The sequence below is a fragment of the Coprococcus sp. AM97-35 genome (assembly GCF_027697525.1).
GTDB lineage: Bacteria > Bacillota > Clostridia > Lachnospirales > Lachnospiraceae > Allocoprococcus > Allocoprococcus comes.
The window spans coordinates 1-20,473 of record NZ_JAQESL010000025.1; the positions used below are offsets into that span (position 1 = coordinate 1).

General features: G+C 41.9%; 28 protein-coding genes, 1 tRNA gene and 1 pseudogene. 23 read left to right on the forward strand and 7 right to left on the reverse strand.

The features are described 5' to 3' along the window. The first annotated feature begins 96 nt into the window (after nucleotides 1-96). Genes PG840_RS13515 through recG form a run of 4 tightly spaced genes read left to right on the forward strand, consistent with a single transcriptional unit; the run spans nucleotide 97 to nucleotide 4,373 of the window. Nucleotides 97-219, forward strand: coding sequence for a hypothetical protein (locus PG840_RS13515; RefSeq protein ID WP_264472185.1), 123 nt, complete (start codon nucleotides 97-99; stop codon nucleotides 217-219). Between the two features lie 44 nt (nucleotides 220-263). Beyond that, entirely contained in the window at nucleotides 264-623 is a 360-nt protein-coding gene (locus PG840_RS13520; RefSeq protein WP_270206030.1) for an Asp23/Gls24 family envelope stress response protein, read from the forward strand. 17 nt (nucleotides 624-640) lie between these two features. Further along, nucleotides 641-2,308: a DAK2 domain-containing protein gene (locus tag PG840_RS13525; RefSeq protein ID WP_008375263.1), complete on the forward strand. Its 1,668-nt coding sequence runs from the start codon at nucleotides 641-643 to the stop codon at nucleotides 2,306-2,308. 4 nt (nucleotides 2,309-2,312) lie between these two features. Continuing rightward, on the forward strand, nucleotides 2,313-4,373 hold the full coding sequence (gene recG, locus PG840_RS13530; protein WP_270206031.1) for an ATP-dependent DNA helicase RecG: 2,061 nt from the start codon (nucleotides 2,313-2,315) through the stop codon (nucleotides 4,371-4,373). Nucleotides 4,374-4,413: 40 nt separating this feature from the next. Here the strand turns inward: recG and PG840_RS13535 are convergent, their stop codons facing one another. Continuing rightward, nucleotides 4,414-5,637 (reverse strand): transglutaminase domain-containing protein, encoded by a 1,224-nt coding sequence (locus PG840_RS13535; RefSeq protein WP_055247240.1) that lies wholly within the window; start codon nucleotides 5,635-5,637, stop codon nucleotides 4,414-4,416. Between the two features lie 128 nt (nucleotides 5,638-5,765). Here PG840_RS13535 and PG840_RS13540 point away from each other — a divergent pair. Continuing rightward, a pseudogene (locus PG840_RS13540) lies at nucleotides 5,766-6,647 on the forward strand (carboxypeptidase-like regulatory domain-containing protein); the annotation flags it as partial. Between the two features lie 54 nt (nucleotides 6,648-6,701). Here PG840_RS13540 and PG840_RS13545 read toward each other — a convergent pair. From PG840_RS13545 to PG840_RS13565, 5 genes are all read right to left on the reverse strand, one after another. Continuing rightward, the gene (locus PG840_RS13545; protein ID WP_270613753.1) at nucleotides 6,702-8,189 is read right to left on the reverse strand and encodes a recombinase family protein; all 1,488 of its coding nucleotides are present in this window, start codon (nucleotides 8,187-8,189) and stop codon (nucleotides 6,702-6,704) included. Nucleotides 8,190-8,389: 200 nt separating this feature from the next. Next, nucleotides 8,390-8,935 (reverse strand): Uma2 family endonuclease, encoded by a 546-nt coding sequence (locus PG840_RS13550; protein ID WP_195253329.1) that lies wholly within the window; start codon nucleotides 8,933-8,935, stop codon nucleotides 8,390-8,392. A gap of 284 nt (nucleotides 8,936-9,219) precedes the next feature. Further along, the gene (locus PG840_RS13555) at nucleotides 9,220-10,371 is read right to left on the reverse strand and encodes a hypothetical protein (RefSeq protein WP_270613754.1); all 1,152 of its coding nucleotides are present in this window, start codon (nucleotides 10,369-10,371) and stop codon (nucleotides 9,220-9,222) included. A gap of 49 nt (nucleotides 10,372-10,420) precedes the next feature. Then, nucleotides 10,421-10,885 (reverse strand): ImmA/IrrE family metallo-endopeptidase, encoded by a 465-nt coding sequence (locus tag PG840_RS13560; RefSeq protein ID WP_270613755.1) that lies wholly within the window; start codon nucleotides 10,883-10,885, stop codon nucleotides 10,421-10,423. A 30-nt stretch (nucleotides 10,886-10,915) separates the two neighbouring features. After that, entirely contained in the window at nucleotides 10,916-11,248 is a 333-nt protein-coding gene (locus PG840_RS13565; protein WP_181974565.1) for a helix-turn-helix transcriptional regulator, read from the reverse strand. Between the two features lie 168 nt (nucleotides 11,249-11,416). On the opposite strand from PG840_RS13565, the gene PG840_RS13570 reads away from it, so the two are divergent. Beyond that, nucleotides 11,417-11,641, forward strand: coding sequence for a hypothetical protein (locus tag PG840_RS13570; protein WP_117558802.1), 225 nt, complete (start codon nucleotides 11,417-11,419; stop codon nucleotides 11,639-11,641). Nucleotides 11,642-11,952: 311 nt separating this feature from the next. Further along, complete coding sequence (locus PG840_RS13575; RefSeq protein ID WP_270613756.1) at nucleotides 11,953-12,123, forward strand: carboxypeptidase; 171 nt, start codon at nucleotides 11,953-11,955, stop codon at nucleotides 12,121-12,123. Nucleotides 12,124-12,127: 4 nt separating this feature from the next. Here PG840_RS13575 and PG840_RS13580 read toward each other — a convergent pair whose 3' ends face one another. After that, nucleotides 12,128-12,799, reverse strand: a complete 672-nt coding sequence (locus PG840_RS13580) for a DUF4145 domain-containing protein (RefSeq protein ID WP_270613757.1) — start codon at nucleotides 12,797-12,799, stop codon at nucleotides 12,128-12,130. Between the two features lie 106 nt (nucleotides 12,800-12,905). Between PG840_RS13580 and PG840_RS13585 the strand changes: the two genes are divergently transcribed. The 16 genes from PG840_RS13585 to PG840_RS13660 all read left to right on the forward strand — a co-directional run bounded on the left by PG840_RS13585 (nucleotide 12,906) and on the right by PG840_RS13660 (nucleotide 20,328). Continuing rightward, nucleotides 12,906-13,049 (forward strand): hypothetical protein, encoded by a 144-nt coding sequence (locus PG840_RS13585; protein ID WP_270613758.1) that lies wholly within the window; start codon nucleotides 12,906-12,908, stop codon nucleotides 13,047-13,049. Nucleotides 13,050-13,085: 36 nt separating this feature from the next. Next, nucleotides 13,086-13,322 carry a hypothetical protein gene (locus PG840_RS13590; RefSeq protein ID WP_270613759.1) on the forward strand — a complete coding sequence of 79 codons (237 nt, stop codon included), beginning with the start codon at nucleotides 13,086-13,088 and terminating at the stop codon, nucleotides 13,320-13,322. Next, the gene (locus tag PG840_RS13595) at nucleotides 13,300-13,497 is read left to right on the forward strand and encodes a hypothetical protein (RefSeq protein ID WP_173698931.1); all 198 of its coding nucleotides are present in this window, start codon (nucleotides 13,300-13,302) and stop codon (nucleotides 13,495-13,497) included. Before PG840_RS13590 ends, PG840_RS13595 begins: the two co-directional genes overlap by 23 nt. Further along, a complete protein-coding gene (locus PG840_RS13600; protein WP_270613760.1) occupies nucleotides 13,494-13,850 on the forward strand; it encodes a DUF3846 domain-containing protein in 357 nt (118 codons plus the stop codon). Before PG840_RS13595 ends, PG840_RS13600 begins: the two co-directional genes overlap by 4 nt. A gap of 164 nt (nucleotides 13,851-14,014) precedes the next feature. After that, nucleotides 14,015-14,854, forward strand: a complete 840-nt coding sequence (locus tag PG840_RS13605; protein WP_270613761.1) for a rolling circle replication-associated protein — start codon at nucleotides 14,015-14,017, stop codon at nucleotides 14,852-14,854. Further along, nucleotides 14,766-15,206 carry an RNase H family protein gene (locus PG840_RS13610; RefSeq protein ID WP_270613762.1) on the forward strand — a complete coding sequence of 147 codons (441 nt, stop codon included), beginning with the start codon at nucleotides 14,766-14,768 and terminating at the stop codon, nucleotides 15,204-15,206. Before PG840_RS13605 ends, PG840_RS13610 begins: the two co-directional genes overlap by 89 nt. After that, nucleotides 15,196-15,471: a DNA-binding protein gene (locus PG840_RS13615; RefSeq protein ID WP_173684957.1), complete on the forward strand. Its 276-nt coding sequence runs from the start codon at nucleotides 15,196-15,198 to the stop codon at nucleotides 15,469-15,471. The genes PG840_RS13610 and PG840_RS13615 overlap by 11 nt, the downstream gene beginning before the upstream one ends. Continuing rightward, nucleotides 15,468-16,823 carry a ParB/RepB/Spo0J family partition protein gene (locus PG840_RS13620; protein ID WP_270613763.1) on the forward strand — a complete coding sequence of 452 codons (1,356 nt, stop codon included), beginning with the start codon at nucleotides 15,468-15,470 and terminating at the stop codon, nucleotides 16,821-16,823. The genes PG840_RS13615 and PG840_RS13620 overlap by 4 nt, the downstream gene beginning before the upstream one ends. Before the next feature lies 1 nt (nucleotide 16,824). Next, entirely contained in the window at nucleotides 16,825-17,106 is a 282-nt protein-coding gene (locus tag PG840_RS13625) for a hypothetical protein (protein ID WP_270613764.1), read from the forward strand. Then, nucleotides 17,069-17,416 (forward strand): hypothetical protein, encoded by a 348-nt coding sequence (locus tag PG840_RS13630; protein WP_270613788.1) that lies wholly within the window; start codon nucleotides 17,069-17,071, stop codon nucleotides 17,414-17,416. The genes PG840_RS13625 and PG840_RS13630 overlap by 38 nt, the downstream gene beginning before the upstream one ends. Nucleotides 17,417-17,493: 77 nt before the next feature. Further along, nucleotides 17,494-18,612, forward strand: coding sequence for a DUF4317 family protein (locus PG840_RS13635; RefSeq protein ID WP_270613765.1), 1,119 nt, complete (start codon nucleotides 17,494-17,496; stop codon nucleotides 18,610-18,612). A 75-nt stretch (nucleotides 18,613-18,687) separates the two neighbouring features. Beyond that, complete coding sequence (locus PG840_RS13640; protein ID WP_270613766.1) at nucleotides 18,688-18,909, forward strand: hypothetical protein; 222 nt, start codon at nucleotides 18,688-18,690, stop codon at nucleotides 18,907-18,909. Nucleotides 18,910-18,911: 2 nt separating this feature from the next. Next, a complete protein-coding gene (locus PG840_RS13645; protein ID WP_270613767.1) occupies nucleotides 18,912-19,301 on the forward strand; it encodes a hypothetical protein in 390 nt (129 codons plus the stop codon). A gap of 28 nt (nucleotides 19,302-19,329) precedes the next feature. Further along, a complete protein-coding gene (locus PG840_RS13650) occupies nucleotides 19,330-19,626 on the forward strand; it encodes a hypothetical protein (RefSeq protein ID WP_270613768.1) in 297 nt (98 codons plus the stop codon). Continuing rightward, nucleotides 19,614-20,039, forward strand: coding sequence for a DUF1492 domain-containing protein (locus PG840_RS13655; RefSeq protein WP_270613769.1), 426 nt, complete (start codon nucleotides 19,614-19,616; stop codon nucleotides 20,037-20,039). The genes PG840_RS13650 and PG840_RS13655 overlap by 13 nt, the downstream gene beginning before the upstream one ends. A gap of 217 nt (nucleotides 20,040-20,256) precedes the next feature. Then, nucleotides 20,257-20,328: transfer RNA gene (locus tag PG840_RS13660), tRNA-Met, on the forward strand. Nucleotides 20,329-20,473: the final 145 nt, after the last annotated feature.

A 20,473-nucleotide genomic window follows, 5' to 3' on the forward strand; every position in this document is an offset into this window, starting at 1 on the left:
TTAGTCACCGCCTCCTACTTGATATACGATGAGTCAAATACGGAGTTGTCCAGATTTGTGCTCGCACAAAAATCTGATTAGATCTGTATTTGGCGAATGTACGACAGTGAACTGTTAAGTGAGCTGCCGTATAATCAGGCAGGTGTCAGCATGCCTGATTATCGGGCTGCATTGGTTGTAAAAGCATTGGAAATAGAGTATAATATTTTCAACGTTTAAAAATAGATTTATTGATATGAATTTTGAGAATTGGAGGATGGCATATGAAGGGAAGTATGAGTACTGATTTAGGAATCGTCACGATCGATCCGGAAGTGATCGCAAAATATGCAGGATCTGTAGCAGTTGAATGTTTTGGAATTGTCGGTATGGCAGCTGTCAGCATGAAAGATGGTCTGGTAAAACTTTTGAAAAAAGAAAGCCTTACAAAGGGAATCCAGGTCGGAATCTCTGATGAGAATAAGATTACACTTAATTTTCATGTGGTCGTAGCTTACGGAGTAAGTATTTCAGCAGTAACAGACAATCTGATCAGCAACGTGAAGTATAAAGTTGAAGAATTTACAGGTATGAGCGTCGATAAGATCAACATCTATATCGAAGGCGTCCGCGTGATCGATTAATTAAGGAGGAACTTGTTGTGGCAACAAAGAGTATCGATGTAGAACTGCTTGCGAAGATGTTTCTTGCAGGCGCACAGAATATAGAAGCAAAAAAGGAATATATCAATGAACTGAACGTGTTCCCTGTACCGGATGGTGATACAGGAACCAATATGTCTATGACAATTATGGCGGCAGCGAAAGAAGTAACTGCACTGGAAGGCATGGATATGGCTTCTCTTGCGAAGGCAATTTCATCCGGTTCTCTCCGTGGTGCAAGAGGTAACTCCGGTGTTATTCTATCCCAGCTGCTCCGCGGATTCACAAAATCCATCAAGACGGAAAGCGAAATTGATGTACCTGCACTTGCAAGAGCAGCTGTACGTGCAAAAGAGACAGCATATAAGGCTGTTATGAAGCCGAAAGAAGGTACGATTCTTACCGTTGCAAAAGGGGTGGCTGAAAAGGCTCAGACACTTGCAGAGGAGACAGATGATCTGGAAGAATTTCTCCCGAAGCTGATTGAAGAGGCAGAGACTGTTCTGGCAAAGACTCCGGATATGCTTCCTGTATTAAAGGAGGCAGGTGTTGTAGATTCCGGCGGACAGGGACTTCTGGAAGTACTGCGCGGGGCATATGATGCATTCCTCGGTAAAGAGATTGACTACAGCGCACTTGCACCAACTCCTCAGGCTGTTAATGCAACAAAGGCTGAAACTGAGGGTACAGTGGATATCAAATTTGGATACTGTACCGAATTTATTATTCTCCTGGACAAAGAATTTACGGAAAAGGATGAAATAGAATTTAAGGCTTATCTTGAATCGATTGGTGATTCTATCGTATGTGTAGCAGATGAAGATGTTGTTAAGATACATGTTCATACGAACGATCCGGGACTTGCAATCCAGAAAGCACTTACTTATGGACAGTTATCCCGTATGAAGATTGATAATATGCGTGAAGAGCATCAGGAAAAGCTGATCAAAGATGCAGAAAAGCTTGCAGCAGCCCAGAAAGAGAAAGAAAAAGCCAAAGAGCCACGTAAAAAGGTCGGATTTATTGCTGTTTCGATCGGAGAAGGATTAAATGAAATCTTCAAAGAACTTGGCGTGGACTACATTATCGAGGGTGGTCAGACCATGAACCCGAGTACGGAGGATATGCTGACAGCGATCGATCATGTAAATGCAGACTATATTTACATTCTTCCGAATAATAAGAATATCGTAATGGCTGCAAATCAGGCGCGTGATCTGACAGAAGATAAGGATATTATCGTAATTCCGACAAAGACCGTTCCGCAGGGAATCACAGCAGTTCTGAATTACAATGCAGAAGAAGATGTGGATACAAATGAAGAGACGATGCTGGAAGCGATCAAATGTGTAAAGACAGGTCAGGTGACTTATGCTGTCCGTGATACCCACATCGATGATAAAGAAATCCATGAAGGTGATATCATGGGAATTGGTGATGCAGGTATCCTTGCAGTTGGCAAGTCTGTCGATGGTACTACAAAGGACATGCTGGCACAGCTGGTAAATGATGATTCTGAACTGATCAGTCTCTATTATGGAGAAGAAGTTTCCGAAGAAGAGGCAGAAAAGCTGACAGCAGAGATTGAAGAATTATATCCGGATATGGACGTAGATGCACACATGGGCGGACAGCCGATTTATTACTATGTGTTGGCGGTAGAATAGGCTTATGAATGAGCAGTCAGAAATCCGTAACCTGAAAGGAATCGGGGCAAAAACCGAGGAACTGTTTCACAAGATGGGAATTTTTACCATCGGCGATCTGCTCCGTTATTATCCCAGAGGATATGATGTATATGAAGAGCCGGTGAGCGTAGGAGAGCTGGAAGAAGGAAAGATCAGCACGGTAAAAGGCGTGGTATACGGAAGAGTACAGGTTGGAGGAGGAAAGCGTATGCAGATTACGACAGCATACGTAAAAGATCTGACTGGTACTTTGAAGGTGATCTGGTTTCGTATGCCGTTTCTGCGTAATACATTGAAGCAGGGAATGCCGGTTATCATAAGAGGACGGATAGTTTCAAAAAAGGATCAGCTGATTATGGAGCATCCAGAGTTATTTTCACCACCGGATAGTTACGATAAAAAGTGTGGAACTCTTCAGCCAATTTATCCGTTAACTGCCGGTATGACGAACAATGCGGTAGCAAAAGCGGTTAAAGGTGCGATGGAATATCTGGATCTCGTCTCTGATGATCTACCGAAAGATCTGCGCCTTCGATATCATCTGGCTGAGTATAACTATGCGATCCGCGGGATACATTTTCCACTGGATAAGGCAGAATTCTACCATGCAAGAGAGAGACTTGTATTTGAAGAATTTTTAGTTTTCGTGCTTGCTCTTCGCAGGACGAGGGAGCGAAATGAGCGTGCCGAAAACGGATTTGTGATAAAAAGGCGGTCGGAAATCGACCGCTTTCTTGCAAATCTGCCATATGAACTGACCGGAGCACAGAAGAGAGTCTGGGAACAGATCCAGGAGGAGATGTGCGGAAAGCTAGTGATGTCACGCCTGATCCAGGGGGATGTTGGCTCTGGCAAGACAATAGTAGCGCTTCTGGCTCTTCTTCTGGCGGCACTGAACGGTTATCAGGGCGCAATGATGGCTCCGACAGAAGTTCTGGCCAAGCAGCATTACGAATCAATCATAGAGATGCTGGAAAAGTATCAGATTCCGGTGAAAACCGAGCTCTTGACCGGGTCGATGACAGCAAAGGAAAAAAGGGAAGCTTATCAGAGGATTGCTGCGGGAGAAGTGCAGATTGTTCTGGGAACCCATGCACTGATCCAGGAGAAGGTGGAATACCAGAATCTGGCACTTGTTGTTACCGATGAACAGCACCGATTTGGTGTCCGTCAGAGAGAGGCACTTGCCGGGAAAGGACAAATTCCTCATATTCTTGTAATGAGTGCGACACCGATTCCTCGAACACTGGCAATCATTTTATATGGAGATCTGGATATTTCGGTGATTGATGAACTTCCGGCAAACCGTCTGCCAATCAAGAACTGTGTGGTGGATACCAGTTACCGACCGACTGCTTACCGCTTTATGCAGAAGCAGGTCGCCGAAGGAAGACAGTGCTATGTGATTTGTCCGATGGTAGAAGAGAGCGAGGCAATGGATGCAGAGAATGTTCTTGACTATGCGCAGCTTCTGCAAAGTGAGATGGGTGACAAGATCCGGATCGCTGCGCTTCATGGGCGGATGAAACAGGCAGAAAAAGACGAGATCATGGGAGCATTTGCAAAGAATGAGATCCAGGTCCTGGTGTCGACAACAGTTATCGAGGTTGGTATCAATGTGCCGAATGCTACGGTGATCATGGTGGAGAATGCTGAGCATTTTGGGCTGGCGCAGCTTCATCAGCTCCGCGGGCGCGTAGGACGTGGCAGACACCAGTCCTATTGTATTTTTATGAGTGGTTCGAAGACGAAAGAGACAAAAAAACGACTTGAGATCCTGAACAAATCCAATGATGGATTTTTTATTGCGAATGAAGATCTGAAGCTTCGGGGACCAGGAGATCTTTTTGGAATCCGGCAAAGCGGATTAATGGATTTCCGGATCGGAGATGTGTTCCAGGATTCGGAGCTTCTGAAAAAAGCAGGAGAAGCATCGGGGGAAATCCTGAGGGAAGATCCACTGTTAGAAGGCGAAAAATATAAACTGCTTGGTGAAAAGCTTGCGGCATACATTTCGGGAAATAATCTGGAAACGACGTTGTAGATAAAAAGATAGTGGGCAAATTGTTCTGCCCACTATCTTTTTATTCATAAAACCAGTAAATAATAAATTTGTTAAGGGATGCTTCTTCACTGTATGAATAAGAAACCTGCCAAAGCCCATATAGCTCACCCAGGTATCCTGCACCTTCTTCCATGAGGGTTTCGTGCATCTCATCCACGACCTCCTGATAGACTGCATCATCTGACATTTTAAATATCGTATAAGCCTCCTGGCTCTCAATTGATCTGTCGATCACTTCTCGCAACATACCAGGCTCATAGGTATCATAATACATGCCGTTCAGCTGATAATAGTTCAGATTTTCAGACTGACATGACGGATATACATAGTCCGTGCTGATCATATGTGTTTTTTCTAGCTCTTTTTCACTGCAGCAGAGATAATCGTAAGCAATCAGGTTCGGTATCTGATAGCCATTATCTTCGCCGAGAAAAATCGGATCTCCCCAGGTTGTATCTACATAATAATACTGACCATTGCACTGAACAATATTCCATGCATGGTCTGCGACGCCTCCATTTGGATCTGTAGTCTGTCCGGTTACATAGATACAGTAAATACCCAGTTGTTGCAGCAGATACTGGCAGCTTTTTGCATAGCCGGCACAAACCGATCTTTTTCCGACAAGAGCACTGTAAATATTCTGGTTATCCGGTGCATCAAGATCATAATCTACGTTATCTATGAGATAGGTGTAAATGTATTTTATCTTTTCGTATTCATCTGAAAGGTCTGAAATGCCAGAAAGACAGGAGGTTCTTGCCGATTCAATCTCCTGATTCCGTTGTTCTTTTTCTTCTCCCTCATAAAGATAATTGGGCTCTATTACTACATATCGGCTCTGCCCTTCAGACTGAGAATATTCTGTGGAAGTCGCATTTCCATCACACCAGAAAATTTCCGGTCTGTCATTTAACACATTCTGAAATACTTCATTTGCAGTATTCGCGTTGCTGCAATGCAGATAAATTTCTTTTTTATTTTCCTGGATACCCTGAAGAATTTCCCGGTAAACCGTTTGCTCTTCATCAGAAAGCTGTTCATAGTAGAATTCTCCGGTAACCTCTGCATCCGTAATTTTTTCCTGTTCATAAGGAACTTCTTCCGGCGCGGAACTCTCTGCTTTCGGAGTGGCTGACATTTGTCTGCCGATCAGGATTCCTCCGGATATAAGACAGAGACAGCCAAGTCCCAAAAGAATGAACGAAAAAAATTTCCCTGTTTGATGCATCTTTTTTCGCATAATCTATTTAATTCCTCCAAATACTCATCTGTATGTTTCATCATAACATACCCTTCATTTTTGCACAACACGGACATTTTTTACATATAATGTTTCTGACAGTATAAAAAGCCTTGAGGATATCAGATATGAGATTTTTGAAAGCCATGCAGACTTCTGATCGGGGAAATTTGCAGGTACAGATTACTTCGTCTATTGATTCTTTTCCTGTTCCAGATGCGTCAATCCGTATTTCCTATACAGGTATTCCTGAAAACACACTGGAAGAACTGACAACTGATAGCTCCGGACAAAGTGAAACCATTGAGCTTGACGCACCGCCTGTGGAGTATAGCCTGGATGCAACAAATGAAGAACAGCCATATGCGGAATATACCCTGGAAGTAAACGCTCCGGGATTCGAGCCGGTCAACATCGCAGGAACGGAAATACTGGCCGGTGTGACGGCAATTCAGAAGATTCGTCTGCGTCCACTTGTCACGGAAGACCAGACCCCGGAAATCTTTGTGATTCCTGCACATACTCTGTACGGTGTGTATCCGCCGAAAATCCCGGAAAACGAGATCAAGCCGGTAAACGAAACCGGTGAGATTGTGCTAAGCAGAGTTGTCGTGCCGGAATACATTGTTGTTCATAATGGCTCACCACGCGATTCTACCGCACAGAATTATTATGTAAAATATAAAGATTATATCAAAAATGTTGCTTCCAGTGAAATCTATGCAACATGGCCGGAAAATACGATCCGGGCAAATGTACTGGCAATCATGTCTTTTACGCTGAACCGGGTTTATACCGAATGGTATCGCAATCAGGGCTATGATTTCACAATTACATCTTCTACGGCTTTTGATCACAAATGGATTCCGGAACGAAATGTTTTTGACTCCATTTCTACAGTGGTGGACGAACTGTTTGCAGATTATCTTTCCAGACCGAATGTAAGGCAGCCGATTCTGACACAATACTGTGACGGAAGACAGGTTCAGTGTCCGAACTGGATGACCAAATTGTCACAACCTATAAAGTAGCCGGAAAGCCCGTAAATACGTGGGTTTCCGGCATTATGAGTGGTATAAAAAGAAATGAATTTTCAGAGTATCGGATTCCCGATCGTAAATAATCTTATCTATAATCTGCTTTAAAGCTTCATTTTTCTGGACAAGAGAGTAAGAATCAGAAACTAGAATATCATGGACGGAGCTTACCCGATCCAGCATTTTAGGAGTAGGATCATCCGGAATCTTATCCGGCGTATTTTCTTCCAGCTCTGCAAGCTGCTGTTCCAGAGAGTCTCTTTCTTTGGCAATCAGAGTTTTATTTTCTTTATATTCTTCCAGTGTATCAATACCCTCTCTGTATGACGCACGTATCCTGTCCTCTTTACCTTTCAAACTGGCAAGGCGTTCACTTATAAGGGTACGCTCATTAGAAAGCTCCTGTGGGCGAATTTCGCGCATTTCATAAACAATCGAATTGGAACCAAGAGCTTCTTCTAATGCTTTCAGGACTTCCTTTTCAATCACCAGAGAGCTTACACCGTGTGGTTTATCACATTTTCCTTTGCTGTATCCGTAGCAGGAGAAGTACGCATACTTTTCCCCATTGGCACGCTTCATGGTCGTAGCGGTCAGTGTGCGCCCGCATACCGGGCATTTCAGAAGTCCGGACAACCAGTGCTTATATGTAGAAGAGGGGCGCTTTCCAACCGGTTTATAGATCTTTTTCAGGCGTTCCTGGGCGGCATCGAAGAGTTCTTTACTTATAATCGCCTCCTGCATTCCGTCAGCAATAATCCACTCGTCCTGGTCTTTGATCCGGTTGGTGGCGTTTTCCATCCGGTTCCATCGGATCATACCGCAGTAGGATGGATTTTGAATAATATATTCGATACTGCGCCGTTCAAAAGCTTTCCCGTGGGACGTTTTCAGTCCGAGAGAGTTTAGGTGTCGGGCAATATCAAAGAAACTCATTTTCCCATTTACATATTTATCAAAGATCATACGGACAATTGCAGCTTCTTCCGGAATGATAACCGGAGGCTTGCCACGTTCTATAACTTTATAGCCAAGTGGCGGTCTTGCCTGGTATGCACCGCGGGTAGCGTTTTCTTTCATGCCACGGAATACCTCGCCGGATAAGCGAATGGAGTAGTATTCATCCATCCACTCTATGATACGTTCGATCAGAGAGCCGAACGGACCGTCTGCCAGTGGCTCGGAGATACTGATCACATCTACATTATGTTGCTTCTTTAAAAGAGATTTATACACAATGGACTCTTCCTGGTTCCGGGCGAACCGACTGAATTTCCATACCAGGATGCAGTCAACCGGATGATCGGGACCTTTGGCCAGACCAATCATTTCCTGAAAACCGGGACGTTTATCTGCTTTTCTTCCAGATATACCGAGATCCGTGAAGATTTTCAGGATTACAATATTATTTTTGGCTGCATAATCCCGGAGGAGATGCTCCTGGGAATCCGGAGAGATTTCTTCCTGATCGTGCGTGGATACACGGATATATCCGTATGCATATTTTAGGCTCATTGTATCAGCTCCTTTGTATTTTATGTAAAAAAGGGTACAAAAATAACAGCCTGAGAACTTTTGTTCTCTTGCGTGGCTGCTCCGGAGATGATACAATATTAAATGGAAAATTGATGTATCTCTTCGGAGTACTGAAAGAAACATATTGGCGTATGTTTCATCCTATGACCGTTCCTGTTGGCGCAGGAGCGGTTTTTTATTTATTTCAGCAGATCGGCAATACGGATTTTTAAATCATTGTAGATTCCCACGCTGATTTCTTCGTCAAAAGAATATTGCGTAGAATCTTCTGGCTCACCAAAACAGTAGACTTGGACGATCCGTGTCATTGGATTGACAATCCAGTATTCGCGGACACCGGCTGTACGGTACTTGAATAATTTTGTAAGGTAATCCATGCGCTGGCTGCTTGGCGATACAATTTCAATGATGAAATCAGGAGCGCCGTTGCATCCTCTGTCGTTCATTTTGTTTGGATCACATATTATGGAGATATCCGGCTCAACATAATTATAATTATCCTGATTAAGAAAAACAGCAAATGGAGCAGGATAGACCTCACAGGAACCACTATTTGATTTAATGTAGTTTCTGATGGTTGCAGATAATTCCATTACAAGTTTCTGATGTAATGGACTTGGTGGAGCCATATTGTAGATCTGACCATCGATCAGTTCTGCGCGTTGTCCATCTGGAAGAAGATAGATATCTTCAACGGTGTAAGTGTTTGGTTTTGGTAATGGCATGTGATCACGTCCTTTCAAAAAAAGAAATTATTTTGTTGATGTATAAAAAAATTCGGCATATAATCATAGAAAAGGAAGGAGGAAAGATAATGAAAAAGAAGCTATTACAATATCATGAAAAGATAGATATGGTTTCTGCAACTATTTTATTATATTGTCTTCTTGTCCTTGTGTTAATTCCTATATTTGATTTTATAAGCAATGAATGGTTATATGCTAGTATCATATTGACAATTCCTTGCATTGTAGTATCAAGAAGAAAAAATCGTATTAGATTTGATAAATTACTCCACTACATCTTCGGCTTCAGAAGATAATTTTTGATGCGACTGAGCGTCAGCAATCATGGTTGGAGTTACTTTCTCTCCGTTTAAAATAGAGCTAATTATTTCGGGACTTTTAATGTCTAAGTCATTCATCATCTGAAGCAATTCAGTTTTCTTTTTCAATTCAAGTTTTTCAGCTTTTTCTTGATGTCCCTTTATGCCATCGGATTCAGAATTTACTGCAAAATCTATATTTCCTGTTTCAGAATCCTTTTTTAAAGATATAGATAATTTTCCACCATTTATCAAGTTGTTCAATGAAAACATCAATAAAGAAAGGACTACCCCACTTACTGCTATACATCCAATAAGTTCGATAATACCAGGGGAGTGTATGTTTAACTTTACCTCTATATCAGAAGGATCATAAGGAATTCCACATTGTTCTGCAAGAAATTTGGCAGATTCATCCAACGATGTAGAAAGCTCAACCAGCTCTTTCAAAGTAAGACCATTTGGATGTCCGGCATGCATTGTTGTATGCAATTTATCTCCTTTTGAATAGATGCTATAAATTGTACGATCTATAAATGATGAATACTCATCCATATTGGAAAGTGCATGCTGTGAGTTGAATCCTTTTGCAAGATAAATATCCATTTCACTTTTTGAAATTGTTTTTAAAGATTTTATTCGTCTTCTTTTTTGATATGGACAAGGACGAATTTCTGTTTCAGGATCGTTTTTTAAGTAATCTTCTACATAGTTTTGAGTCTCGTATGCATCACCAATGACTTCGGCTATAGTGATTTTATCAGAGTTTTTACTTGGAATTAAAATAATATCTCCTTTTTGGATTTCGAAAACAAATCTCGTTATTTTATTGTATATAGCTGTTATTTTCCCTTTAGCAGAACCGTCATCATCATCGTCATCTTCATCGTCAGGATTGGTTGAGGAAGAGTTTTCATATACTTCTATAAGACGTTTTATAGCTTCTTCAGTTTGATTATTTAATATATTAAGAGTGACATAGTCCCACGCAATTGAAATATACTGATGAAGGATGAAGTCATCATAATAATCACCGCTATTTGTTCGTATAATCCAATAATGTCTTTGCGAAGAAATGTTTGGTATGTTTAGTATCTCCAGTATGTTACTTTCCATAGTAATTTTCCTCCTCATATAAAGTGTTTCTATATAATCGCATATGCGGTTATACCAATTTCATCACGGATAACTGTGGTATAAAATACACCACATAATTATCTACCTGTTTACAGATTCCGTACTTATTCCGGTAACACTCAATACATTCTTCCAGAAATTTTTCTGTCACTTCTAGGTATTCTGCAATCTCATATCTGCTCTGGCATCCATGCTCGTAGGCATTTACAAGACCGATCAGCCCGATCAGGCGGTTATACCCATGCAGTCGAGCTTGACGTTCCTGTTTCCGGTTGACAGCAGATGTCATATCGAGGATATTTCCGACAGATGTTTCGTGGTGCCCGAGTTCTTCAGCTAAAGCACAGGTCTTTTCTGAAATGGTCATGTCTTCTCGGATGGCAATAACACCATCACAATACAGTCCTTTTATGTTATTGCTTTCAAAACGGTAATTTAAAACATCGACATCATCTTGATAAGCTACATCTTCTAATTTTTCAAATTTATTCACGTTAGCACCTCAATGTTTCCAATGCCATTATTATTTTCTTCTATTTCTCACAAAATCAGCAAAGTTACGGATTTCTTCCATTTCGGATTCTGTATATTCTTCCCCGTCAAAGTGGGCGGCGAGGGTGGTTGGCTCAGAAGGCTCTGCATATCCGAAAGTGCTTAAAACGTCAGATATACCATAAGCTTTGCACATTATAAGTAAAGCATCTGGCGTTGGTTGACTATTTCCACTTTCCCAACTATAAATAGTTTTTTCGGATGCTTTAAAACCTTTAGAAATTAACAAATCAGAAATATCCTTTACTGATTTCCCGGATTCAAGTCTACATTTTTTTAATATTTCACCAATGGAACTTTTCATATTTTTCCCTCCGATTTGCTTCTTATTTATTTCTGTATCTTGAATATAACACTGAGAATTTAACGTGTCAATAAAATTTCTAAGAAAATCAGAAAAAGGTATTGACATTCTGAGAAATTCAGAATATCATACAATCAAGTTCTAAGAAACTTAGAAAGAGGTGAAAAAATGGACGGAGCAACAAAACAAATTTCTGAGTATATCAGAAAAAAAGGATTTAATCTCTCGGAAATTTCAAGGAAGACAGGAGTACCTTACATGGCGTTATATGACAGTGTTGCAAACGAAAAAAGAGATCGAGATTTGCGTGTAGATGAGTTCTTAGCGCTATGTAAGCACTTAGAGCTGGATCCAATTATATTTTGTCCAACTGATACGGAAAGAGGCGATTAGATGGAAGAGATGAAGAAGGAAATGGAAAAAATGAAAGACCAGATAAAATCATTGAGATTATTTTATCGGGTCCTTAGCATTTGCTTTATTGTGGTAACTATTAGTTTTTTGATTTTTTATTTTCGAATTCAGAAATCTCTTTCTGGAGTGTATCAACTGTTTCCTTTAATGCATCGAGTTGTTCAGATGTTGTAGCGTTAGAAGCTTTTGTATTTTCTAAAATTTCTGAAAGTATTTTAACTTTGGTTTGATGCAACGCAATATTTACAACAGACGAAACAGAAGCACAGCAGAAAGCGAGGTGAGGAAAGATGGTAAGAACGAGAGGAACGGATTCTGCAAGGGTTATTTCTGTGATTGAGACACAGGCACTTAGAGGAAGTGGAACAGAAAGAGATAAGTGCAGAATAGTGACACAGTATTGGGATTTTGATGGAAATTTACTTGCGGAGAATGATCCATGTGCAAAAGAAAAAGAGTAGTTTCCTACTCAGTTTTCTTTCTCTCTTGTTGTTTGGCTTGATCGATGCCAATTATATCAGCATATAATTCTTGTTGATTATGGCGTTCAATATACCATTGTTGGAGTAAAAGCTCAATTAACTTTATAAGTTTTTGAGCTTCATCTGGTTCGATATCAACAATAAGGTTTATATCTTTTTCCATGTGGGCTCCAATATTTCCGATACGGCGCACACCATCTAAAACAGCCCACTGTTCTGTCGGAATTTTATCTTTAATAGCGTTAATTTCTTCAAAAAGATTACCTTTAGAAATTTGGAAAAAATCACGAATCATTCCTTGTAGGCAACGGCGTGATAAAGTTGCTGATGCTTTTGGACTAAGACTAACAATGGAACATGCTTCTTCATAATCAGAACGTATTGCTTGGGGAATATAATCGGGAAAGTGTTTGGCTGTAGATGATGGAAAAAGAGGTATTGTTTTTTGAGGCAATTCAGTTCCAGAATAATCGGCAATACTTGTGATTTTTTGGCAATATGGACATTTATACATATGAATTTTTAAATCATATTTTGCATCGAGTGAATGTCCTTGGCTGGTAGGCGATTTGAAACGGGCGCTAATTTCTGTATAGGTTGAAGCTACAACAGGCATAACGTGATCACAAAATGGGCAAGTGAAGCTACTAGTCATAATTAATCATTCCTTTCATCATTTGTTAGGAAGATTATACCAGACGACAGTAGGACAAATCAACAAGTACAACCAGTATCGCATAGTTTAAAGAGAGGTGGTGGATTTGCAACATATTTTTATTGCAGAAATTGATGGAAAAGAAATTGACATGGCAGTCATGATGCCGGAGGAAAGGCAGAAGGCAGTCATGGAAATGACCAGAAAGTTTGTAGAACATTTAGGATACCAGCAGGAGAAAACCGCGTAAGCGGTACCGGTTGGACAAGCAAAGGAGGGATAAGAGATGTTTTATAAGATTGCAAAGACACTCAGCGTAACGGCAAGTATTATCGGAATCTTAATGATGGCTGGTGCGTGCTCAGTGAAAAGTCAGGAGCTGTTTTACTTATATGCAGCACTTGGAATCACAACACTTACTACCGGAGCGTTTGCACTGGAATATTTCCGGATACGGGAATGGCAGTACCGGAAAAGGAAAATAAGGGAGGCGAAGGAGCATGCCGGAGGAGAAGCAGCGTAAGAAGCGGATTCGGGTGGAGAAGCTGGATGAGTGGATTGAGACTTTGAAATCAATAGAAAGAGTCAACCGTGATTCCGAGTATTTCAAACAAAATGCAATCCCATATTTGGAACAATATGTAGACAGCCTGAAAGAAGCTGGCAGAAAAACAGTAGTATTGGAGGACAAGCAGTGAAAACAGTAAAAGTAACACCGGATAACATTATTTCGATAATAAATGTAGATTTTGATGATTTCCGTGATCTGCAGAAAGCAGTAGGCGGGCATTTTGAAATCGTAAGCACGAAAACATTATATGAGACATTCAAGATGCCTGTGATCATGTTAGTGGATGAGGATGGAATAATGAAACAGAAAGAAGTCAACCGCCTTGGAAGCTATTTTTATGATGCAGACAAGCACGGATGGCCAATCTTAGGAGATATTGTATTTGCAATTGCAGCCGGAGAAGATATTGAAGCACCGGATGATGCGGAAGCTCTGATGGTATTCCTGAAAATGAATTTTTCGTACTTAAAAGAAGAATAAAAAACGCTTGCGAAAAGAAATATCGCAAGCGCCGCAACCATAAAGGTACACGAATAAACTAAGCACTTATAGTGTACCTTTTAGCGGCGGGAAAGTCAAGTATTTACAGGGCAACCGCCCTTTTTAATAACTTGATAAGACTATTAAAATTATGAGGACACGCTATGAGAATCAGAAGAGTGACATATGATTTGGGAAACGTAATAGAGAGGCAGGAATATCTGGACGGAAGGTATGGAGCACCGGGAGAGAAGAGAGCCAAAAAGAAGAAAGCCACACCGGAGGAAGTGGAGCAGGTCAACCAATGGACCAGGGAGAGGAAGGCACGTCACAGACTCCGGATGTATTTCAAAGTGAATGATTACTTCTTTACTCTCACATATCCGAAAGAAGAACGTCCGGCGGACATGAAGCAAGCGGTAAAAGATTTTGAAGATTTTTATAAATATTGCAAGAAGGAATACCGGAAACGTGGCGAGGAACTCCGGTGGCTCCGGAATATTGAATGCGCGCCGTCTGGCAACTGGCATGTTCATGTAGTTCTGAACCGAATCCAGGATACTGATCTGATCATAGCTGCAGCCTGGAAGCATGGGAAGGTTCGGAATAAGCAGTTGCTATACGAAAAAGGAGAGTTCCGGAAACTCGCCCAGTACATCACAAAAAATGAGAAAACACAGAAAAAATATGTGGAGGACGGTGTTCTGGATCACAAGATCAAAGAAGCGAGTTTTTCAAGATCCAGAAATATGCCGCTTCCGGAACCGGAGACGGATATTCTGTACCGGTGGCAAAAAGAACCGAGACCGAAAAAAGGATACTACATAGTAAAGGACACCTATTTTGAAGGAATCAACAAAGCAACCGGATTTCCATATCGGCATTATGAAATGATCCGGATAAGGAGGACGGAAGATGAAGATAGAACTGTTCACGGAAGTAAACTTCCGGGGACCAACCGCAAAAAACGGAAAGTGCATCGCTCTGGTAGAATGCGAGACTAAGAAAGGACCGGCAGTGAAAGCACAGATCGAGACCGAACAGAAGACGACATACCACCGTATGAGTATGATTGCTATCCTTGTCGGTCTGAGAATGCTCCGACCGTGTGAAGTGACTGCCTACACGCCGGATCAGTTCCTGGTCACAACCATAAACGAAGGAAATATGGACAAATGGAAACGGGAAGAGTGGCGCAGACCACATGGAAAAGAGATCAAGAACAAAGAGCTCTGGCAGGAGCTGTCGGAGCAGATGGAAAAACATCGTGTAAGCTTAGAGTTTTCTAAGTCTACGCGGTATTCCGATAGACTACAGTCTAAAATGCGGGAAAAGGAAGAAAACCATGAAATATAGGCAATGGAAAAAGAATTACAAGAAAAAGTATGGAGCAAATCCTCCGTTCGAGCTGGATAAACGAAAACAACGGCGGTACGCAAGGAAAATGGCGAGGCAGATAAATATAACATTGCCGACAATGATGGAGACGTTAACAAAAGAGATTGACGGATGGATGAAAAGCCTAAAATCAGCACTTATCACGATGTGCGAAAGTATGGCAATAACGCTTAATGATACAGCAGGACATTTAAGAGAAGAAAGGGAGGAAAAAATAAAATGACAACCAGTGGAATAACGAATATCAACGCCAAGCTGATCCATCAGCATCCGGATAACCCACGAAAAGACCTGGGCGATTTATCAGAGCTGAGTGAGTCGATCAAGAAGAAAGGAATTATGCAGAATCTTACGGTCATTCCGGGATATTGGGATGAAAACCGGGCGCACCATGAAGAAGGATACACGCTGATCATCGGGCACCGCCGGTTCGCTGCCGGAAAAATGGCAGGCGTAACTATGTATCCGTGCCGGATCGTGCTGGACATGAGCTACAAAGACCAGGTCGGAACCATGCTGGAAGAGAATATGCAGCGCATAGATCTGACGGTCCTGGAACAGGCGGAAGGATTCCAGATGATGCTTAACCTTGGAGATACGGAAGAACAGATTGCGGAAAAGACCGGATTCTCCAGGACAACCGTGCGCCGGAGGCTGGAGATTGCGAAGCTTGACCGGGATCTGGTGAAGGAAAAGACGGATGAAGACGGGGTATATCAGCTAAATCTAAAAGACCTTGCCCAACTGTCGAGAATCGAGGATGTTGAAACCAGAAACCAAATCTTAAAAAATGCAGCGGACTCCAGACAGATCCAGTGGAAAGTAGAAGCAGAGATTAAAAACAGGGAGAGGGAGAAGAATAAGAAGATTATAATCGAGCTCTTGGAGGCAGCAGGAATAAAGAAAGCCACAAAGGAGATAGAGAGAAAACGCTATACCGAAGAGGTAAAAGATAAAAAGAGTATTCCACTGGATAAAGAACCACCAAAGAGAATCAATATCCGCGGAAAAGAACTGTATTATCTGGATGGTTGGAATGGGATTGATGTAGTGGAAAAACTCCCGAAATCAGAAAAGGTTGAAACGGAATGGGACAGGCAGAGAAAAAAGACAAAGCAGTTGAAAGCTTTACAGAAAAAAATGAATGAAAGAAAAAAAGAATTCATCCGGACAATAGCAGACGGAAAAATCGAACTGTTAAAAGATGAGGAACGCCAGAAAATCATTGAAAAGATGATCCGGAACATGATGGAGAAGTCCTGTTGGTTAGGAAATGGAATGGTTCTAAAATTTTTTACCGGGAAAAGCCTGTATGATGCGGATGAGAAAGAAAAGGAAGAAGCAGAAGAAAAAATACAAACACTGGATACGCAGGTGTTACTCCTGATTGCAATGAACAACATGATGGATGATTATATCGGGGATTTGGTAGAGTATTCCGGAGAATACAAAGAGGATGCCGGAAAGAGATACCAGGAATGCTTCAAAATCTTAATGCGTTATGGCTGGAGTTATGAAAGAGAAGAGGCGGATCTGGTTTACGGAAATCATGAGCTATACAAAAAGGAGTCCTAAGATGGAGCAGTTAAGTGTAGAAGACTGGAAACCGGATGACTGCCCGAAAAATATAACCGTAGAAGAATATCTGGCCACATTTCCCAAAATCAAATTAACACGCCGGGAATATCTCCAGACAATTCCATTGTATCATGCGGCTCTGTACCTTGCAGAGACAACCCAAAAAGTACACAGTTCACAGGAATGGTATCTGTATTTAAACGAAAAAGTAGATCAAAACGGGGAGGTGTTATCTGGTGAATATGATGTTTCCGAAACCAACCAAACAGAAGAAACGTAAGAAGCACAAAAAAAGCATCATGCAGCCAAAAGGCGACCGCCGGTGCTACTTGTGCATGTTACTGGATGGAGATTTTACATATAAGCCATATCTGGAAGAGCATCATGTTTTGTTTGGTAATACCCATGCATTTGCAGAGGCGGAAGGTCTAAAAGTAAATCTCTGCCTGGAACATCACCGGAACGGACCGGCAGCAGTTCACAACAATGCCAAGAACGCACGGATCCTGATGACGAAAGCCCAGGAGGTTTACGAAAGAACCCATACAAGGGAAGAATGGATGAAAAACGCCGGAAAGAATTATTTATAGGCACCACAGGAAAATTAATATATCACAAATCTCGCAGAGTGCATGGCTGCCCGGTGTGGCAGCCAGAAAGGAGCGACATGAAGAAAGAGTTGTTTGAACTTAAAAGAAACATGAGGATAGAATTATGCAACATCACAAAGATAACAGGTTATATCGTAGACAATAACAGGGACTGTCGGTTGGAGTTTACCAAGACATTTTTAAATATTCCGGAAACAGAGCAGTTCAAATATTTGGATATTTTCGGAAAGGTCTTATCTGGAAAGCCGGGAAAAAATATGTTCCAGTTGGATTTTCTGGACAAAGAAAGAGCCAGATATTTAAATGCCATTGCAAATACAGAGCTGAAGGACGATGAAGTGCGTCAGATCTTCTTGGAAGAAATTGCAGAGTCCATAGATGTATCGAACAAAACATACACCTTAATCCTGATCGCCAGCGGAATCTATGATATCCCGAAGATTGCCACAGATGGAACTGATCTGTATGAAAGCGAAGAGGTTTACCGGTATATGATTGGTTGCTTATGTCCGGTAGGATTATCGGCAGCAGGATTATCCTATGCACCGGAGCTGGCAGACGTTCAGGAACGGACAAGGGACTGGGTGGTAAGCATGCCGACGCAGGGATTTTTATATCCAGCATTCACAGACCGTCACAGTGATCTGGATCACGTCTGGTACTATAGCAAACGTCCGAACGATCCGGACAAAGGATTGATCACACAGACCTTATGGTGTAAATTACCGTCTACGCCGGAAGAACAGAAAATAGCATTTAGGGAAAGCTTAAATGCAGTGAACGGAAAAGTGAGCCTGGAACAGGCGAAAGATCTGTATCATTCACTTGGAAGAATCAAGGATATTAAATCGGATTCAGAAGATAGAAGGCTGAAAGCAAGCGAGATAGAGAATGTCTTGAAAAACATTGGGATTGATCCGGAGGCGGCAGCAGAAAGTGCCAAAGGCTGCAATATTGCCGAGATTGACACAGAGAACACCGTAAATACGAAGCGATTTGAAATCGGACTTCCGGATGCGCATGTGACCGTAAATGCTGATCGGACGGATCTGGTATCAACCAGAGTGATTGATGGTGAAGAATACATCCTGATCAAAGCAGACGGCGGTATCTGTGCAAATGGAATCATTTTAGAGAACCGGGAGAGGGAGAAAGATGAAGAGGAAGATGACTAAACCCGGCAATATGCGGGCGTTCATCTATCCAGTAACGAAGAAAATGCGCAAAGTAAGACGGAAAGGAACAAAAAAATGAAAGTTGGAGACAAAGTACAGTTAAGGCGCAGGATCTCCCAGAAGGGAGGTAAAACCAGACTCGCCACGGAAAAGGTCACGATCATTGGAATCTATCCGTACCATGTGCAGATCAAGAATGAGAAAGGGATTGCGAGGAGCTACATAAATTGGGAGTGGCAGCAGTTGATTAGTAAAGAAGGAATGGAAGGCGTGGAATCATGGCGCAGGAAGGGGTAACAATGGATAGATTGACAGAATGGATTGGCGAAGGAGAAGACCGACACGCTATACCAAGAATGGATTTGAGAAAAAACGGACACCAGGCGTGCTGTAATAAGCTGGCAGAATATGAGGATTTAGAAGAGACTGGAATGATCTCGAAATGGATTCCGGTGAAATGGCATGTGATATTGGATGCCGAACGGGAAGAGGAAGGAATCCCGGATGATATAGTCTATTATCTGGACTGCCCGATGCCGGAAGATGGTGAAGAAATAATAGTAACAGACGGAAAAAGGGTATGGACCGATGAGAACTGCATAGATATTGTAGGGCATCGCTTGGAAAGTGGAAACGATTGGAAAGATATAAAAGCGTGGATGCCGCTTCCGGAAAGGTATAAAGGATAATGGAAGATAAATATACAAAGATACTTGTATGGATAATTACGACAGTTACAGTAATTATTGGAATGAAATGGACGGGATCGGCGTGGTGCTTATGGGCGCTGTTCATTCCGGCAATGATAGAGTAGGAGGTGATGAAACATTGTATAAAAACCAGGAAGGATATCGTGATCCGACAGCAGGCAAAGCCATCCAGGATGCAAGCCGCATTCCACACCACGTAAAGGAAGCACATAAAGCATTAAAAGATATAGCAAGTCTGCTTGGATTCGAGGTCTTAGTATTAAGAGACAGGAAGACAGGGAGGGTATATCGATGGAAACAGTGAAAGAAGAGAATGAGAAGAAAAAGGAATACCTGAAACAGTACGGCAAAGCATTACGCCAGGAGAAGCGGATCGAGGAAGAGCTGGAACGCTTAAAGATGGATAGGATGCTTCCGGGAGCACTGGCAGCAGATGGGCTGCCAAAAAGCAGCAACCTTTCTGATCTGTCGGATTATGCAGCAGAAGTGGACGAACAGGAACGGAAACTGGTGGAGCAGAGAAAGAAAAGAGTTAGGATCCGGACTGAGATCAGGGAAAGAATTGAGCAGATGGAAGATGAGACAGAGAAAGATGTACTGACTTACTGCTACATAGATCTTATGAGGTGGAAGGATATCTGCAGAAAGACAGGATATGAGTGGGCACAAGTACACCGGAAACATTCAAAAGCACTAAAAAACTTCAAGATGATATAGAATGATACACTTGGTCTGTGGTATAGTGTATTCAGGTAAAGAGATGAACAGGGCAGCAGTCGAAAGATTGTTGCCTTTTTCTTTGCCGTGAATTCCGGGAAGAGATTAGGCGGCTTGCTCTTTTCAGGATTTATATATATAAAAACCCCTTGATGTTTGTTTGTTGTGACTGATTTTTGAAGTACTCTCTCGTATATACATAAGCCGCCAATAATACGGACCATTAGATCAGTGGTAGATCGACCGCCTCATAAGCGGTATGTCACATGTTCGATTCATGTATGGTCCATCACAGAACAGAAGGTGAAAATATATGGCGGCAGGAAACCCCAGAAGCGCGAACGGCAACTTAAGAAGAAAGCATCGGGCAAGACTCAAAGCAATAGGCGGTGAGTGTGGAATATGCAGAGGCAGGCTCGGTCCGATACATTACG

Excerpts from the sequence above, each read along its gene's own strand:
- PG840_RS13605 (WP_270613761.1), top strand. The coding sequence starts at position 14,015 with ATGAGAATCAGAAGAGTGACATATGATTTGGGAAACGTAATAGAGAGG.
- PG840_RS13595 (WP_173698931.1), top strand. The coding sequence starts at position 13,300 with ATGCCGGAGGAGAAGCAGCGTAAGAAGCGGATTCGGGTGGAGAAGCTG.
- PG840_RS13615 (WP_173684957.1), top strand. The coding sequence starts at position 15,196 with ATGAAATATAGGCAATGGAAAAAGAATTACAAGAAAAAGTATGGAGCA.
- PG840_RS13520 (WP_270206030.1), top strand. The coding sequence starts at position 264 with ATGAAGGGAAGTATGAGTACTGATTTAGGAATCGTCACGATCGATCCG.
- PG840_RS13565 (WP_181974565.1), bottom strand. The coding sequence starts at position 11,248 with ATGAAAAGTTCCATTGGTGAAATATTAAAAAAATGTAGACTTGAATCC.
- PG840_RS13620 (WP_270613763.1), top strand. The coding sequence starts at position 15,468 with ATGACAACCAGTGGAATAACGAATATCAACGCCAAGCTGATCCATCAG.
- PG840_RS13575 (WP_270613756.1), top strand. The coding sequence starts at position 11,953 with ATGGTAAGAACGAGAGGAACGGATTCTGCAAGGGTTATTTCTGTGATT.
- PG840_RS13535 (WP_055247240.1), bottom strand. The coding sequence starts at position 5,637 with ATGCGAAAAAAGATGCATCAAACAGGGAAATTTTTTTCGTTCATTCTT.
- PG840_RS13515 (WP_264472185.1), top strand. The coding sequence starts at position 97 with ATGTACGACAGTGAACTGTTAAGTGAGCTGCCGTATAATCAGGCAGGT.
- PG840_RS13580 (WP_270613757.1), bottom strand. The coding sequence starts at position 12,799 with ATGACTAGTAGCTTCACTTGCCCATTTTGTGATCACGTTATGCCTGTT.
- recG (WP_270206031.1), top strand. The coding sequence starts at position 2,313 with ATGAATGAGCAGTCAGAAATCCGTAACCTGAAAGGAATCGGGGCAAAA.
- PG840_RS13590 (WP_270613759.1), top strand. The coding sequence starts at position 13,086 with ATGTTTTATAAGATTGCAAAGACACTCAGCGTAACGGCAAGTATTATC.
- PG840_RS13545 (WP_270613753.1), bottom strand. The coding sequence starts at position 8,189 with ATGAGCCTAAAATATGCATACGGATATATCCGTGTATCCACGCACGAT.
- PG840_RS13645 (WP_270613767.1), top strand. The coding sequence starts at position 18,912 with ATGGATAGATTGACAGAATGGATTGGCGAAGGAGAAGACCGACACGCT.
- PG840_RS13640 (WP_270613766.1), top strand. The coding sequence starts at position 18,688 with ATGAAAGTTGGAGACAAAGTACAGTTAAGGCGCAGGATCTCCCAGAAG.
- PG840_RS13610 (WP_270613762.1), top strand. The coding sequence starts at position 14,766 with ATGAAGATAGAACTGTTCACGGAAGTAAACTTCCGGGGACCAACCGCA.
- PG840_RS13555 (WP_270613754.1), bottom strand. The coding sequence starts at position 10,371 with ATGGAAAGTAACATACTGGAGATACTAAACATACCAAACATTTCTTCG.
- PG840_RS13650 (WP_270613768.1), top strand. The coding sequence starts at position 19,330 with ATGGATAATTACGACAGTTACAGTAATTATTGGAATGAAATGGACGGG.
- PG840_RS13630 (WP_270613788.1), top strand. The coding sequence starts at position 17,069 with ATGATGTTTCCGAAACCAACCAAACAGAAGAAACGTAAGAAGCACAAA.
- PG840_RS13635 (WP_270613765.1), top strand. The coding sequence starts at position 17,494 with ATGAAGAAAGAGTTGTTTGAACTTAAAAGAAACATGAGGATAGAATTA.
- PG840_RS13550 (WP_195253329.1), bottom strand. The coding sequence starts at position 8,935 with ATGCCATTACCAAAACCAAACACTTACACCGTTGAAGATATCTATCTT.
- PG840_RS13570 (WP_117558802.1), top strand. The coding sequence starts at position 11,417 with ATGGACGGAGCAACAAAACAAATTTCTGAGTATATCAGAAAAAAAGGA.
- PG840_RS13655 (WP_270613769.1), top strand. The coding sequence starts at position 19,614 with ATGGAAACAGTGAAAGAAGAGAATGAGAAGAAAAAGGAATACCTGAAA.
- PG840_RS13625 (WP_270613764.1), top strand. The coding sequence starts at position 16,825 with ATGGAGCAGTTAAGTGTAGAAGACTGGAAACCGGATGACTGCCCGAAA.